The organism is Oleiharenicola lentus (assembly GCF_004118375.1).
Lineage (GTDB): Bacteria > Verrucomicrobiota > Verrucomicrobiia > Opitutales > Opitutaceae > Lacunisphaera > Lacunisphaera lenta.
Window position 1 is genome coordinate 2,303,284 of sequence record NZ_SDHX01000001.1, and the last position, 14,795, is coordinate 2,318,078.

General features: G+C 65.2%; 12 protein-coding genes. 8 read left to right on the forward strand and 4 right to left on the reverse strand.

Annotated elements, in window-relative coordinates; translation table 11 throughout:
- Nucleotides 1-26: 26 nt before the first annotated feature.
- From ESB00_RS09605 to ESB00_RS09615, 3 genes are read left to right on the forward strand one after another with little or no spacing between them, the layout of a single operon-like run.
- Nucleotides 27-1,022, forward strand: a complete 996-nt coding sequence (locus tag ESB00_RS09605) for a DNA polymerase III subunit delta' (protein ID WP_129047473.1) — start codon at nucleotides 27-29, stop codon at nucleotides 1,020-1,022.
- A gap of 41 nt (nucleotides 1,023-1,063) precedes the next feature.
- On the forward strand, nucleotides 1,064-1,588 hold the full coding sequence (locus ESB00_RS09610; protein WP_129047474.1) for a hypothetical protein: 525 nt from the start codon (nucleotides 1,064-1,066) through the stop codon (nucleotides 1,586-1,588).
- A gap of 57 nt (nucleotides 1,589-1,645) precedes the next feature.
- Complete coding sequence (locus ESB00_RS09615; RefSeq protein ID WP_129047475.1) at nucleotides 1,646-3,049, forward strand: MATE family efflux transporter; 1,404 nt, start codon at nucleotides 1,646-1,648, stop codon at nucleotides 3,047-3,049.
- 92 nt (nucleotides 3,050-3,141) lie between these two features.
- Here the strand turns inward: ESB00_RS09615 and ESB00_RS09620 are convergent, their stop codons facing one another.
- Nucleotides 3,142-3,915, reverse strand: a complete 774-nt coding sequence (locus ESB00_RS09620) for an alpha/beta fold hydrolase (protein ID WP_129047476.1) — start codon at nucleotides 3,913-3,915, stop codon at nucleotides 3,142-3,144.
- A 97-nt stretch (nucleotides 3,916-4,012) separates the two neighbouring features.
- Here ESB00_RS09620 and mutS point away from each other — a divergent pair, with 97 nt between their 5' ends.
- Nucleotides 4,013-6,583 (forward strand): DNA mismatch repair protein MutS, encoded by a 2,571-nt coding sequence (gene mutS / locus ESB00_RS09625; RefSeq protein ID WP_129047477.1) that lies wholly within the window; start codon nucleotides 4,013-4,015, stop codon nucleotides 6,581-6,583.
- Nucleotides 6,584-6,628: 45 nt separating this feature from the next.
- The gene (locus ESB00_RS09630) at nucleotides 6,629-7,162 is read left to right on the forward strand and encodes an REP-associated tyrosine transposase (protein ID WP_129047478.1); all 534 of its coding nucleotides are present in this window, start codon (nucleotides 6,629-6,631) and stop codon (nucleotides 7,160-7,162) included.
- A gap of 122 nt (nucleotides 7,163-7,284) precedes the next feature.
- On the opposite strand, the gene ESB00_RS09635 is transcribed toward ESB00_RS09630, so the two are convergent.
- Genes ESB00_RS09635 through ESB00_RS09645 form a run of 3 tightly spaced genes read right to left on the reverse strand, consistent with a single transcriptional unit; the run spans nucleotide 7,285 to nucleotide 9,755 of the window.
- Entirely contained in the window at nucleotides 7,285-8,040 is a 756-nt protein-coding gene (locus ESB00_RS09635) for an RluA family pseudouridine synthase (protein WP_129047479.1), read from the reverse strand.
- Nucleotides 8,041-8,042: 2 nt separating this feature from the next.
- A complete protein-coding gene (locus tag ESB00_RS09640; protein ID WP_129047480.1) occupies nucleotides 8,043-9,149 on the reverse strand; it encodes a hypothetical protein in 1,107 nt (368 codons plus the stop codon).
- Nucleotides 9,150-9,164: 15 nt separating this feature from the next.
- Nucleotides 9,165-9,755, reverse strand: coding sequence for a Maf family protein (locus ESB00_RS09645; RefSeq protein ID WP_129047481.1), 591 nt, complete (start codon nucleotides 9,753-9,755; stop codon nucleotides 9,165-9,167).
- A 90-nt stretch (nucleotides 9,756-9,845) separates the two neighbouring features.
- On the opposite strand from ESB00_RS09645, the gene ESB00_RS09650 reads away from it, so the two are divergent.
- From ESB00_RS09650 to ESB00_RS09660, 3 genes are all read left to right on the forward strand, one after another.
- On the forward strand, nucleotides 9,846-11,528 hold the full coding sequence (locus ESB00_RS09650; protein ID WP_129047482.1) for an NAD+ synthase: 1,683 nt from the start codon (nucleotides 9,846-9,848) through the stop codon (nucleotides 11,526-11,528).
- Between the two features lie 64 nt (nucleotides 11,529-11,592).
- A complete protein-coding gene (hemL, locus tag ESB00_RS09655) occupies nucleotides 11,593-12,873 on the forward strand; it encodes a glutamate-1-semialdehyde 2,1-aminomutase (protein ID WP_129047483.1) in 1,281 nt (426 codons plus the stop codon).
- Between the two features lie 78 nt (nucleotides 12,874-12,951).
- On the forward strand, nucleotides 12,952-14,691 hold the full coding sequence (locus ESB00_RS09660; RefSeq protein ID WP_218938721.1) for a SpoIVB peptidase S55 domain-containing protein: 1,740 nt from the start codon (nucleotides 12,952-12,954) through the stop codon (nucleotides 14,689-14,691).
- Nucleotides 14,692-14,795 lie beyond the last annotated feature (104 nt).

Here is a 14,795-nt window from a genome sequence, read left to right on the forward strand (position 1 = left end):
CCGCCTTCACTCGATATCCGCAACCCATGTCCGCCCCCACCGTCACGCCCTGGCCCCCTGCCCTCGCCGGCACGCCGACGGTCTCCGTCTTGGAGCGCGCCATCGAACGCCAGCGGCTCGCGCACAGCCTGCTGCTGCACGGCGAGAACCTCAGCACCCTCGCCAGCGTGGCCCACGCCATCGCCGACCGCCTGCTCAACGACCCGCGGCAGCCGACGCAGTATTTTCCGCCCAAGCAGCACCCCGACTTCCTCGCCCTGCGTCCGGCCGGCAAGTCCCGCCAGATCGGCGTCGAGCCCATGCGCGAGATCATCGGCCGCATCCAGGTTTCCCCGCAGGTCTCCCTGCGCAAGGTCCTCGTCGTCTATGAGGCCGACCGGATGAACATTCCCACGGCCAATGTCTTCCTCAAGACCCTTGAGGAGCCGACCGCCAGCACGACCATCCTGCTGCTGACCACCCGCCCCTACTCGCTCCTGCCCACGATCCGCAGCCGCTGCCTGCACTTCCGTTTCACCGACGACGGCCACGAGGCGCTGGTCGATGCAGACGCGGCCATCCGCGATCTCTGGAAATCGACGCTCGCCGACTACGCCGCCTGGCTCGGCCACGCCTCCGCAGGCCAGGCCGACAAGCGCGCCATCGCCGATCAGGTCATGGCCGTTTACGGCCTCATCACGCGCTTCAACGCCGTCCTCGCCGCCGCCACCGACCAGATCTGGAAGCAGCAGAAGGAGAAGCTGCCCGAGGACCTCGGCGACGACGAGCAGGCCGCCATCGAGACCGGCATCGCCAACGGCGTCCGCACCAAACTCTTTGCCGAGATCGAGCGCACCACGCGGGACTTCGCCATGCAGCGCCTGGCCGCCGAGGCCAGCAGTCCCGAGACCGTCAGGCGGGCCGCCGTCGGCGCCATCGCCCAGCTCGAACACGACACCGGCCTCCTCCGCCTGAACCTCAACGAGTCCGCCGCGCTGGAGAATTTCCTGCTGTCGTCGCTGCGGATTTGGGCAAGGCGCTAAGTTTTCAGTTCATCGTCCGTTGTTTCTGCATGAGGCTTCCTATGCACAATCGCCTGCAAGTCGGGCTAATGCTTGTGGCGCTGATACTGACGATGTGGTTGGCGTATCGCAGTGCTTCGCAGAACTATTCGGAATTAACGTTCACATGCAGAATCTGCGGAGGCAAGAGGGGCGAAATACGGCACAAACTAAACGACTTCACCATCTGGACCATCAAGAAGCCGTATTTTCCAAACAGCATCTACGAAAGAATCTTCGGCAAACCGCATCAGCACGAGTGGGCTGGTGGTCCGGCTTATCATTTCCATGCTTTGGGGCATGGTGATGGGCACCATGGTGGTGATGGATATTCGCTCGATCAGAATATCTATACCCAGCAATCACTTCTCTGGCTTAACGAAATCCCATTTGCCGATACAGAGGAGGCATGGCGTTTTCACATGCTGGTAGTTGAATGTGAAAAGCACGGAGGATTTCAGCAGTTCATCAACGCCGCCTATAAACGCCCTCAATCGATATCCGAGTTTCTGGCGCTGATTGAGCAGGGCCGAATGGACAAACAATAGCCCGGAAATCAGCTTTACTCGCCTTGGCACAGTCTGTGTTAGGTCGGATTGCGGGAAATGAATCATCAGCCGACCAACAGCACCAAGACACCGACCCTCCTCTCGATCGCCTGGCCGATCTTTGTCGAGCAGAGCCTGCGCATCCTCATCGGCACGGTGGACACGTTCATGGTGGCGCACGTCTCCGACGGCGCGGTGGCGGCGCTGGGTGTGTCGCACCGGCTGATCATGCTGGCGATCATCTGCTTCAACTTCATCGGCATCGGCACGAGCGTGGTCATCACCCACCACCTCGGCGCGGGCGACCAGAAGGGCGCCGAGAAGATAGCCTCCACCGCCCTCGGCGTGAATCTCTGGATGGGCCTGCTGGCCAGCGCGGTCATCTTCGCCTTCAACGAGCAACTGCTGCGACTGATGCAGCTGCCGGAGGAACTCATGGCCTACGCCCTGCCTTTCATGGCGCTGATGGGCGGCACCCTGTTCCTGGAATCGATCAACATCTCCATCGGCGCCATTCTCCGGGCGCACGGCAACACGCGAGACGTGATGTTCGTCACCGTTGGCCAAAATATCATCAACGTTGTTGGCGTGTCGCTCGTGCTCTTCGGCTGGTTCGGTTTGCCCAAGCTCGGGGTCGAGGGCGTGGCCGCGGCCAGTGTCTTCAGCCGTCTCGTGGCGACCGCCGCGCTGCTCATTCTGCTCAGCCGGCGCCTGGGCATCCGGATGCACTGGCGCACGCCGTTTGATCTGCCGATGGACCGTATCCGACGCATCCTGCACATCGGGTTGCCGGCGGCAGGCGAGCACATGACCTACTGGCTGGCCCTGCTCACGGTCACGGGCTTCATCGGCCACATGGGGGCCAAGAGTCTCTCGATCATGGCCTACACCCAGACGGTGCAGTCTCTGGTGATTTTGTTCAGTCTCTCACTCGGCCTCGGCACGGAGATCGTTGTGGGCCGCCTCATCGGGGCCGGCGACTTCGAGGGCGCCTACCGGCAGCTGCTCTCCAGCGTGAAACTCAGCCTGATGCTGGCCGCCGGCGGCATGGTGATCATCGCGCTGGTGGCCCCGCACCTGATCGGATTGTTCTCGTCCGACCCGGAGATCGTCGCGGGAGGAACGCTGCTCCTCCGTATCGCCTTCGCCCTCGAGATCGGGCGGGTCTTCAACATCGTCGTCATCAACTCGCTTCGTGCGACCGGCGACGCCCGTTTCCCCGTCCAGATCGGCGCCGCCTGCATGTGGCTGCTGTGGGTGCCGAATTCCTGGCTGCTTGGCGTTTATCTCGGCTGGGGGCTGGTCGGCATCTGGATCGCCATGACCCTCGATGAGTGGCTGCGTGGCGTCATCATGTATCGTCGCTGGAAGACCCGGAAATGGCTGCCCTTCGCCGAGCGCAGCCGCGCCGCCGTCCTCGCCCACAAGGACACCAACGTGCCGATGGTGCATGAGACTTGAGCGGGCTTGTTTGTAGGGTCGTGGTTTGCGACGACCTCGCTCCCGAGCACCCCACTTGCACATGAGGTCGGCGCAAGCGCCGACCCTACAAGTCAGGGGCTCCTCACCAGTGCCACGAATCGTTCCCGCGCCTCCATGTGCGGGTTGTGCCCGGACTCGGGAATCACCTCGATGCGCGCCGAAGGGAAATGCCGGCGGATTGTCTCGTGATCGCCCGGCTGGACGTATTGGGACTTGCCGCCGGCGATGAACAGCGTCGGTCCCTCGTAGCGATCACCCGCGCCGAGACTGTTGCGCTCCAGCCCCGGTAGCGCCTCGGTCAGCACCGGCAGATTCACCGTCCACTTCCAACGGCCGGCCTCGTCGCGGTCGAGGTTGGTGGTGAGGAATTTTCGCATCCCCAGATTCGGCACCCGCGCCTCGAAGCGCATCTCGGCTTCGCCGCGTGACTGGATGCTGCTCAGGTCCAGCTCGTTCATGGCGGCAAACTCGCCGCGGTGTGCGACCCAGAAATAGTCCTTGGGCGCGATGTCCACGACTACCAACCTCTCGACCAGTTCCGGACGGCGGCAGGCCAGCAGCATAGCCGTCTTCCCGCCCATGCTGTGCCCGACTAGCGTCGCTCGCCCCATGCCCCGTGCCTGCATCCACGCCGCGACATCGTCCGCCAGCACCTCATAGTTCATGGCCGCGTCGTGTGGCGATCGCCCGTGGTTGCGGGCGTCGAGGGCCATCACCTGCCAGTCTAAAGTAAGATCCTTGCCGGCCGTCTGCCAGTTGCGCGAAGACCCCAGCAGCCCGTGCAGCAGAAGCAGCGGGGGATTCCCCTGCCCACCCAGATCAACGTGATGAATGGTTACGCCCATCCGCTGTCAGATGCCAGAATTCGCAACAGCAAGGCCAGCCCATTCATGCGGAAATTGCCTTGCTGACCTCTGACCTCTGTTCTCTGACTTCTGCCCCATGTCTGAGAAGCTCACGCCGATGATGCAGCAGTATTTCGAGGTCAAGCGCGGCCTCCCGGCGAACACGCTCCTGCTCTTCCGGCTCGGCGATTTCTACGAGATGTTCTTCGCCGACGCCGAGGTGGCCTCACGGATTCTCGGCATCACCCTGACCAAGCGCGGCGACACCCCGATGTGCGGCATACCGCACCACGCCGCGGACAACTACATTTCCAAGCTCCTCACCGCCGGCAAGAAGGTCGCGGTCTGCGACCAGGCCGAGCCCGCCAAGGCCGGCAAGCTCGTGAAGCGCCAGCTCACGCGCATCCTCTCCCCCGGCACCACGCTCTCCGCCAGCCAGCTCGACGCGGCCAAGAACCACTACCTCTGCGCGCTCACGCTCAACGACGCCGGCCTGCACGCCGCGTGGCTCGATCTCTCCACCGGCGAGTTCCGCCTGGCGTCCGATCCGAAGCCCGAAAACCTCCTGCCCGTGCTCACGGCCCTCGACCCGGCCGAACTCGTGCTGATCGAGGGCCAGTTGGAGAAATGGCAGGCCGCCCCGCACGAACAGCACGCCGTCCATGCGCTGCACCACTTCTGCTCGCCGCGCCTCTGCTCCGAACTGCCCGGCTACCATTTCGAGGTCACCGGCGGCGCGCGTACCGTGATGGAGGCGCTGGGCGTGCTGAACCTGCAGGGCTTCGGCCTCGCCAACTCGCACCCCGCCCTCGGCGCCGCGGGCGCGGTGGTCCACTACGCCACCGAAAACCTCTGCGCCAAACCCGAGAACCTCCGCTCGCTCCAGGAATACCGCAGCACGCGCACCCTGCTCCTCGACCCGGCCACGCTGCGCAACCTCGAGATTTTCCAGGCCACGCGCGGCACGCGTGAAGCCTCGTTGCTCGGGGCCATCGAGCGCACGACGACCGCGGCCGGTTCCCGTCTGCTCGAACGCTGGCTCGCTGCGCCCGGCCTCGACCTGCTCGAAATCCAACGCCGTCAGGCCGCCGTCGGCGAGTTTGTCGCTCAACCCGGCGATCTCGCCGCGCTGCGCGAACTGCTCAACAAGGTCCGCGACATCCCGCGCATCCTCAGCCGGCTGCAGAACCGCCTGCGCAACCCGCGCGAGCTCGGCGGCGTGCGCGACACCCTCGCGCAGATCCCGCCCATTCTCGCCTGCCTCGACCTGCTCGACTCGCACCTCGTGGGGCACCACGGCGGCGTGGTCTCGCACATTCGCGCCCGCATCACCGACCTGCCGGCCCTGCGCGACCTGTTGGCTCGAGGGCTGGCCGACGAACTCCCGAACGACCTACAGGACGGCAACTACATCCGCGCCGGTTACGACGCCGAGCTGGACCGCCTGCGCGGGCTCACCACCGACAACAAGTCGTGGCTCGCCGAGCTGGAGCGCAAGGAGCAGGAGCGCTCGGGCATCAAGAGCCTCAAGGTTCGCTACACCTCCGTCTTCGGTTACTACATCGAGGTCACCAAGGCCAACCTCGCCAGTGTGCCCGCCGACTACGTGCGCAAGCAGACCACCGCGAGCGGCGAACGCTTCGTCACCGAGGAACTCAAGCTGAAGGAGAAGGAGATTTTCTCCGCCGAGGAAAAGTCCCTCGCGCGCGAACTGGAGCTGTTCACCGCCCTGGTCGCCGCCGTGCTCGACGAATCCGTGTCCCTCGCCGCCACGGCAGACGCGCTCGCCGAGCTCGACGTGCTGGCCGGCTGGGCCGTGCTCGCGCGCGAATGGGATTACTGCCGCCCCGAACTCGACGAAGGGGATGTGCTCAGCATCACCGACGGCCGTCACCCTGTCGTCGAGCAGATGATGAAGACCGAGCGCCTCGGTCTCGCCGGCAGCTACACTTTCGTCCCGAACGACACCGGTCTCTCCGCGACCGACTCGCAGATCCAGCTCATCACCGGTCCCAACATGGCCGGCAAGTCCACCTACATCCGCCAGGTCGCGCTCATCACGCTGATGGCGCAGGTCGGCTGCTGGGTGCCGGCCAAGGCCTGCCGCGTCGGCCTCGTGGACCGCATCTTCTCCCGCGTCGGTGCGAGCGACGACCTCGCGCGCGGCAACTCGACCTTCATGGTCGAGATGAACGAGACCGCCAACATCCTCAACAACACCACGGACCGCTCGCTGATCATCCTCGACGAGATCGGCCGCGGGACCTCGACCTACGACGGCCTCAGCATCGCCTGGGCGGTGGTCGAGCACCTGCACCGCGGGGCCGACCGCGGCCCGCGCACGCTCTTCGCCACGCATTACCAGGAGCTGACCCAGCTCGAGAAACACCTGCCCCGGCTCAAGAACTGGTCCGTCGCCGTGAAGGAGTGGAACGACGACATCGTCTTCGTGCGCCGCGTCGTCCCCGGCGCCGCCGACCGCAGCTACGGCATCCAGGTCGCCCGTCTTGCCGGCCTGCCGCTGCCCGTGATCGACCGCGCGAAGACCATCCTCGCCCAGCTCGAGTCCGACGACGTCACCGTCACCCTCCCCGCCGCCCCGCAATCAAAGCCGAAAAAGAAGATCAGCGTCGCCGCCGCGGATGACGCGCAGATGGATTTGTTGTGAGGGGAAACGGCTGGTACGGAGACCAGCCCTCCTTCATTGGGTTCGATGATCGACAATGGAGGGTCGGTCTCCGCACCGACCGCATCAATGCACGAACCGAACGATAGCTTCGTCCAGCCCAGTCGGCAACACCCTGCGCATTTACCCCCGAGGATTCAGGGCAATCGGTCCACCATCATCTTCCTGACCGTCTGCACCAAAGGGCGGCGGCCTTGTCTGGCAAATCCAGAACTGCATCAGTGCCTCGTGACTGCCTGGTCCGATGCGACGCACTGGCAGGTCGGCCGCTACGTGATCATGCCCGATCACATACATCTATTCTGTGCCCCCGGTCAGTTTTCGCCCACGCCCTTGGGCAGTTGGATACGGTTCTGGAAAACGGCGGTCAGCAAATCAATCAAGGCGTCCGCAGGAACCCTTTGGCAGGCTGATCACTGGGACACCCAACTCCGTCAGCATGAAAGCAACGACGCCAAATGGGAATATGTGCGGCAGAATCCCGTGCGGGCTGGATTGGCCAATCACCCTGATGAGTGGCCATTTCAGGGTGAACTTAATCTGCTACGCTGGCATGATTGAAGACGGCTGGTGCGGAGACCAGCCCTCCAGATTCGGAAACGCCTGCCACTTGGAGGGTCGGTCTCCGCACCGACCGCGGCCCAGCTGGAGCTGGGCCCTCCATCTCGCGATCAACGCCCCTCTCAATACCCGCTCAAAAACTCCTTCGGCAGCGGCGCACTCGCCTTGAAGGCGTGGCTGCGGCCGGCGAACTCATACGTGAACGCGGTCTCAAGCGAGTGCAGGAACAGCCGGTCGCTGCCGGTGGCCTTCTTGAAGGCGCGGTTCAGGCTGAAGTCGCCGTAGGTCTGGTCGCCGATGATCGGCAGCTCGCGCTTGGCGCACTGCACGCGCAACTGGTGGCTGCGGCCGGTCTTCGGTTCGAGGCGGACGAGCGAGGTCGAGAAACTGCGCTGCAGATGCCGCAGCAGCTCGAAATGCGTCTCGGCGGGAATGTTGCCGCGCGCAGCCGTGCGAATCTGGCCGCCCTGTTTGCTGACGGCCAGCTGGTCGCGCCAGAGCTCGCGCTCCTTGTGCGGACGACCGAACACGAGCGCATTGTAGATTTTCCGTACCTGCTTCTTTGCGAAGTGTTCGCGCACCGCCGTGGCCAGCTTCTCGGTCGCGGCGACGAGGATCACGCCCGAGGTCGCGGAATCGAGGCGGTTGAGCAGCCAGAGCCGGCGCATCGTGCCGTCGTCGGCCTTCCATTGAAAACACTGGGCCTCCTTATCGTAGCGGCAGGAGAGCAGCGAACGGGCTTCGTCTTCCGAGCCGTTGGGATGCGAGAGCACGCCGGAGGGTTTGTCGAAGGCCGTGAGTCCGTTCGCGTCGGTGCGTAGCGCCTGTACTCCTTCGCCCAGCGGCAGCGTTTCCCAAAAATCAGCGGACACACTCACGGTCACCGGTGATAAAAACGGAAAGTCAGGGTCTGCTCCTCACCCATCATCGCGATCATCTGCTCCGTCCACTTGCGGTAGGGCTGACGCGCCTGGATGGCGTTTTGACAGGAGAACACGCCCTGCTTACCCGCGCCCTCGTCCTCAACCTTCACGATGTCGGTCTCGCCTTGGGCATTTATCTTGAACGTGACCGCCACCATGGAGCCACGCGGAGGCGAGACCCGGCTCTCATCGAGGATGCGATACCACGAGGCCTGGATGATCTCGATCAGCTCCTGCAGGTATTCGCCGTATTCGCTCCAGCGGGCGTCGATCCCCGTTATGCCGATGTTGGCCACCCCCGCCGCCCGGTTGGTCAGAATCGTGGTGCGCGGCGCCGTCAGCCGCGGCCTGGCCTTGGGTTGGGCCTTGCTGGCGGCTGTCACCGCTACCAGACCGCCGTCCGGATTTTGTGAATCCGCCGCGCCCGCCGCTTCGTGATCGGCGTGCGTGGAGGCGGCCTTGCTGTTGGAAATGTTGCTGGCGATGCCATTGGGATCGTCGCCTTGGATTTTCTCCACGCCGGCGTCAGGGGTCTGGAGCATGCGCACGAGCTGCTCCTGCTGGTCCGCCTCGGCGGTCGCCTCGCGCTCGGGGCGCGCGGCGTTCCCGTCCTGCGGCTCGGCCATGTCCCCGGTCACGATGGACATATCGTTCTTGATCTCGTCCTGCCCGTTGGTGATCGACGGGCGGCGCTCGGGATCGAGTTCCTTGGCCGCCTCCATCTGGGCGGACTGCTGGTTGCGGTTGCTGAAATTGATCGTCTTGTCGGGTTCGTTTTCCGGTGCGTCGGGATTGGTTTCGACGAAGCGAAACGGATCGCGCTCCTGCTCGCGAGTGTCCTGCGCCAGTTCAAAATCGAAGGTCTGCCCGCGGTTGACCGTGTTCAGGTGGATGCCGGTGTGAACGCCCGAAAAATCCTCGAAGGCGAAATTCGGCGCAAGCACCGCCAGCAGGATGTGGAACAGCACGGTTCCAACGATGCCGAAGAGGATCGAGCGGTCGGAACCTTCTTTTTCAGGTGCCTCGGGACGGTCCCCAAAGGCGGCGTAACGGGAGGTGCTCACGGATTGGTTGTAAAATCAACGCCCTAGACCCGCCTGAGTCAAAAGTTGTTTCATTTCATCCACCGGCAACCCCACAATATTTGTCAGCGACCCGGTGAACCCGGCTACGATGAGGTCGCCGTGCTCTTGGATTCCATAGCCGCCGGCCTTGTCGAGAGTGTGGACGCGGCTCAGGTAGAGCTCGATGGTCGCCTCGTCCAGGGCCTTGAAAGTCACGTCGCTGGCTACGCCCCGGTCGAGCTTCAGCCCGTCGCGCAGACGTCGCACGGCCAGCCCGGTAAAAACCGTGTGCGTGCGTCCGCTGAGCATCCTCAGCATGGCGCGGGCTTCGGCGGCGTCGCGGGGCTTGTTGAGCACGGTGCGCTCGATGAACACCGTCGTGTCGGCGCCGATGACCGTGGCGTCGGGATGCCGCGCGGCGACCCAGTCGGCCTTGAGCGCGGCGTTGTGCGCGACCATCGCCCGCGGATCGGCGTCCGGCGCCTCGTGCTCGGTCACCTCGGCCGGGACGATGCTGAATTCATACCCGAGTCCGGCCAGCAGTTCGCGCCGCCGCGGCGAGGCGGAGGCGAGGATGAGACGAGGGCCTTTGGGGTCTGAAGTCATGCGGGCTATGCCTGTCACCCAGAGCGCTTTGGCGGAGGATGCGGTGTTGCAGTCCGGCGGCTTGGGCCCCAGTTGTCTAATCCAATTTCCATGCGCATCGGCCTGGCCCAAATCAACACCCTCGTCGGCGACCTCGCCGGAAACCGTCGGCTCATCGAGGCCGCCTACAAGACCCTCGTCGCCCAGGGCGCTGAACTGGTCGTCTTCCCCGAACTAGTCGTCAGCGGCTACCCCCCGCGCGACCTGCTCTTCAAGCGCCGCTTCGTGGCCGACGTCGAGGTTATGACCCGCGAAATCGCCGCCAGCATCGGCGCGGTACCGGCCGTGATCGGCTACACCGAGACCAACACCACGCGCCAGGGTCGCCCTTATTTCAATTCCGCGGCGTTCTGCCAGGCCGGCAAGATCCTCACCTCCGGCCGGAAATGCCTGCTGCCGACCTACGACGTATTCGACGAGGACCGCTACTTCGAGCCCGCCGCCAGCCCCACGGTCGTGGAGTTCGGCGGACGCCGCATCGGCCTCACCATCTGCGAGGACATCTGGACGCACAGCATGATCTCCACCCGCCACCTCTACAACGGCGTGGACCCCGTCGCCCAGCTCGTCGGCAAGTGCGACCTGATGGTGAACCTCTCCGCCAGCCCCTGGTATCACGGCAAGGGTCACGTCCGCCACACCCTCGTCGCCGACACCGCACGCCGCCTCGGTTGCCCGGTCGCCTACGTCAACGCCATCGGCGGCAACGACGAACTCATCTTCGACGGCCGCAGCCTCGCGACCGACGCCAACGGCCGGATGCTGGCCGGACTCGCGGCCTTTCGCGACGACCTGCAGGTCATCGAGCTTGGCAAGGTCACCCCGCACAGCCGTCCGCCGGTCGTGCCCAATCCCGCCGACGCCCCCTACCTCCACGCCAGCTTCAGCCAGGAGGAGCTCGCCGACATCTACGAGGCGCTCGTGCTCGGCGTGCGCGACTACGCCCGCAAGACCGGTTTCAAGAAGGCGCTCCTCGGCCTCTCCGGCGGCATCGATTCCGCCCTCACCGCCGTCATCGCCGCCGAGGCGCTCGGCCCGCAAAACGTCATCGGCGTCAGCCTGCCATCGGTCATCTCCAGCCAGCATTCGCGCGACGATGCCGCCGCCGTCGCCAAGAATCTCGGCATCGCCTACCACACGCTGTCCATCGCCGATGTGGTCGCCGCCGGGGAAAAGACCCTCGAACCGCTTTTCGCCGGCCGCCCGCGCGACATCGCCGAGGAAAACATCCAGGCCCGCGCCCGCGGCCTCTTGCTCATGGCCATCTCCAACAAGTTCGGCGCTCTGCTGCTCACCACCGGCAACAAGAGCGAACTGGCCGTTGGCTACTGCACGCTCTACGGCGACATGTGCGGAGGCCTCGCGGTCATCAGCGACGTGTTCAAGACGCAAGTCTATGCCCTCTCCCGCTGGATCAACCGCCACAAGCCGATCATCCCGGTCAACTCCATCGACAAAGCCCCCAGCGCCGAGCTGCGCCCCGACCAGACCGACCAGGACAGCCTACCGCCCTACGACATGCTCGACGCGATTCTCAAGGGCTACGTCGAGGAAGGCCTCTCCCGCGCGGACCTCATTGCGCAGGGCTTCGATCAGGCCATCGTCAACGACATCGTCCGCAAAGTGGACCTCAACGAATACAAGCGAAAGCAAGCCGCCCCCGGCCTGAAGATCACCCCCCTCGCCTTCGGCGTTGGCCGCCGCATCCCGATCGTGCAAAAATATGTGAGCTGAGGCGAGTCAGCTCCGCAGCCATCATCCCATAAGCCCTGTAGGCCCTATAAGTCCTATAAGCCCCATGCCTTCCTCCTCCGAACAACTCTTCGCCCGCGCCCTGCAACTCATCCCCGGTGGCGTCAATTCGCCGGTCCGGGCCTTTCGCTCCGTCGGTGGGGCGCCGTTCTTCACCAAGTCCGCCCAAGGCGCCACCCTCACCACGGCCGACGGCCGCGAACTGATCGACTTTGTCTGCACCTGGGGACCGGCCATCCACGGGCACAACCACCCGCGCATCAAGGCTGCCATCGCCGACGCCCTCGAGCGCGGCACCTCCTTCGGCACCCCGAATCCCTACGAGGTCGAGATGGCCGAGCTGATCGTGTCGTTTTTCCCGTCGATCCAGAAGGTCCGCATGTGCAGCAGCGGGACCGAGGCCACGATGTCGGCCATCCGCCTCGCGCGCGGCTTCACCAAGCGCGACAAGATCATCAAGTTCGCCGGCTGCTACCACGGCCACAGCGACTCTCTGCTCGTCGCGGCCGGCTCGGGCGCGCTTACCCACGGCAACCCCGACAGCGCCGGCGTGCCGGCGGCCTTCGCCCGCGAGACCGTGGTCCTGCCCTACAACGACACCGCCGCGCTCGACGCGGCCTTCGCGGCCAACCCCGGTCAGATCGCCTGCGTCATTCTCGAGCCCTACATCGGCAACGTCGGTTTCATCAAGCCCGACCCCGGTTACCTCCAGCACGTCCGCAAGGTCACCGCCGCCCACGGCACCGTGCTCATCTTCGACGAGGTCATGACCGGCTTCCGCCTCGCTCGCGGCGGTGTGCAGGAGCTGGAGAAAATCACGCCCGACCTGACCGCTCTGGGTAAAATCATCGGCGGCGGCCTGCCGGTCGGCGCATTTGGTGGCCGGGCCGACATCATGGATTACCTCGCCCCGCTTGGTCCGGTGTATCAGGCCGGCACGCTCAGCGGCAACCCCCTTGCGATGGCCGCGGGCATCGCCCAACTGCGCCTGCTCGACGAGGTGAAGCCCTACCCGCGCCTCGATGCGATGGGCCTCCAGTTGGTCGGCGCCGCCCGTGCCGCCGCGCTGGCGAAAGGCCTCCCGCTGCAAACGCCGCAGGTCGGCTCCATGCTGAGCCTTTTCTTCACGCCCACGCCGGTCCGCGACATGGCCACCGCGCTGACCTCCGACGCCAAGCTCTTCGGCCGATTCTTCCGCGCCTGTCTCGACGGCGGGGTCTATCTTCCGCCCAGCGCCTACGAGGCCTGGTTCCTCAGCACCGCCCACGAGGGCCCGGCCATTGACCGCGCTTGCGAAGTCATCACCTCTGCCATTAAGTCCCTCTAAGGAACTTCCACCACCAGCCGTTATCTTCTCGGCATGAACACCAAGCAGCGAGGCAGCCAAGTAGGCATGATGCGGGGCATGGCTTTGCTCCTTTGCTCCTGCGTGTTTTCCTTCGCCCAGCCACACAACGCCCCGCTGCTCGCGCTCGAGGAATTGCAGCCCGGCATGAAGGGCGAGGTCTGGACCGTCTTCCGGGGCAGCGCCCCCGAGCCCTTCGCCGTGCAGGTGACCGGCGTGCTCCGCAACGCCCTCGGTCCGGGCAAGAGCATGATCCTCTGCGAACTCACCGACCCGCGGGTCCAGGGCATGGGTGCCGTGGCCGGCATGAGCGGCAGCCCGCTCTACATTGACGGCAAGCTCGCAGGCGTGCTGGCCTACCAGATCCAGCGCTTCGAGACCGTGCGCCACGCCGGCTTCACGCCGATCAAGGACATGCTGGAAGTCTCCACGCTGCCGGCGCCGCGCGATGCGCTCAATCCCACCCCCATCCCGATCAAGGGCGGCCAAAGCGCCCGCTCCACCGCCCCGAGCGACATCCAGCCGCTCACGCCCGCTTTCACCGCCGGTGGTCTTTCCCCGCTCGTGGCCGGACTGGTCGCGCCGCAGTTCGACTCCCTCGGCCTTTCCTTCAACGCCCTCGGCGGCAGTCTCGATTCCGGCGCCCAACCCTCCGCACTCGGCGCTCCGCCCGCCCTCCAGCCCGGCGGCGTCGTCGCCGTGGCCCTCGCCGTGGGCGACATCACGATTGCCGGCACGGGCACGGTTTCGCATGTGGACGGTTCGCACGTCCTCGCCTTCGGTCACCCGATGCTGTCGCTCGGCGCCACCGAGTTGCCGATGGCCGCCGCCGAGGTGGTCACGATTCTTCCGAGCCAGCTCAACTCGATCAAGGTCTCCAACACCGGACCGATCATCGGCGCGTTCAGCCAGGACCGCCTTTCCGGCATCTACGGCGAACTCGGTCGCGAGCCCGCGATGGTGCCGGTTGAGATCAGTTTTCCCACGCGCCAGAACCGGAAATCCCTCAACTTCCGCGTCGTCCGCCACGAGCAGGTGTTGCCGATCATCGCCGCCTCCGGCCTGGCGCAGGCGGTCAACGGCTCCAACGAATCCGGCTTCACCCGAGGCTTCCGCGTGACGGTGAATGTCGAGTTTCCCGGCCGCGAGCCGGTCGAGCTCAGCCAGATCTACCCGGGGCCGCAGGGGCTCAACCAGGGCCTGACCGAATTCGTGGGCAATCTCTCGCTGTGGCTCTTCAACCCCTACGAGCGCGTTTTCCCCGATCGCATCCGCTTCGCCGTTGAGGACACGCCCGACAGCCCGCAGGGCATCGTCGAGCAGTTCCAAGTGTCCCGCACCAGCGCCCTGCCCGGCGAGCATGTGGACCTCAGCCTCGGCTGGCGCGGCTTCCAGCGGGCCAGCCGCACCGAGGCGCTCGGCCTCGACATCCCGCGCGAGTGGGCCGGCAAGGACCTGGAGGTGATCGTGACGAACGGTCCGGCCCTCGACGAGCTGACCGGCCGCTCCCGCACCTTCGTCGTGGCGCAGTTGCGCGGCTTCGACGAATACATTTCCGCGCTCCGCCAGTTCCGCCGCACCGACGGCCTCTACGTCGCCGTGGTCGAGAAAACCCGCTTGCTGACCGACCAGCGCGACAGCACCGCGGAAATGCCCGGCTCGCTCGAACGCATCGCGCGCGCCGCCGACGAGGCCCGCTTCCAGCGACGCGACGTCCTCGCCCCGCTCTGGGAGCAACACATCCTCCCCGGCACGCTCTTCAACATCCAGCTCCGCAAACCGCTCAACATCGCGGACTGATGCGTTCTCTTTAATTTCAGTCATTCTGAGCGAAGCGAAGAATCCAGTCTGTTCGATGACTCTGGATCCTTCGCTTCGCTCAAGATGACACGCCGGCAAACCCA

Bases quoted from the DNA above. Each gene is read 5' to 3' on its own strand.
- ESB00_RS09610 (WP_129047474.1), top strand. From the start codon at position 1,064: ATGCACAATCGCCTGCAAGTCGGGCTAATGCTTGTGGCGCTGATACTG.
- hemL (WP_129047483.1), top strand. From the start codon at position 11,593: ATGCCTTCCTCCTCCGAACAACTCTTCGCCCGCGCCCTGCAACTCATC.
- ESB00_RS09650 (WP_129047482.1), top strand. From the start codon at position 9,846: ATGCGCATCGGCCTGGCCCAAATCAACACCCTCGTCGGCGACCTCGCC.
- ESB00_RS09620 (WP_129047476.1), bottom strand. From the start codon at position 3,915: ATGGGCGTAACCATTCATCACGTTGATCTGGGTGGGCAGGGGAATCCC.
- ESB00_RS09660 (WP_218938721.1), top strand. From the start codon at position 12,952: ATGGCTTTGCTCCTTTGCTCCTGCGTGTTTTCCTTCGCCCAGCCACAC.
- ESB00_RS09605 (WP_129047473.1), top strand. From the start codon at position 27: ATGTCCGCCCCCACCGTCACGCCCTGGCCCCCTGCCCTCGCCGGCACG.
- mutS (WP_129047477.1), top strand. From the start codon at position 4,013: ATGTCTGAGAAGCTCACGCCGATGATGCAGCAGTATTTCGAGGTCAAG.
- ESB00_RS09645 (WP_129047481.1), bottom strand. From the start codon at position 9,755: ATGACTTCAGACCCCAAAGGCCCTCGTCTCATCCTCGCCTCCGCCTCG.
- ESB00_RS09630 (WP_129047478.1), top strand. From the start codon at position 6,629: ATGATCGACAATGGAGGGTCGGTCTCCGCACCGACCGCATCAATGCAC.
- ESB00_RS09615 (WP_129047475.1), top strand. From the start codon at position 1,646: ATGAATCATCAGCCGACCAACAGCACCAAGACACCGACCCTCCTCTCG.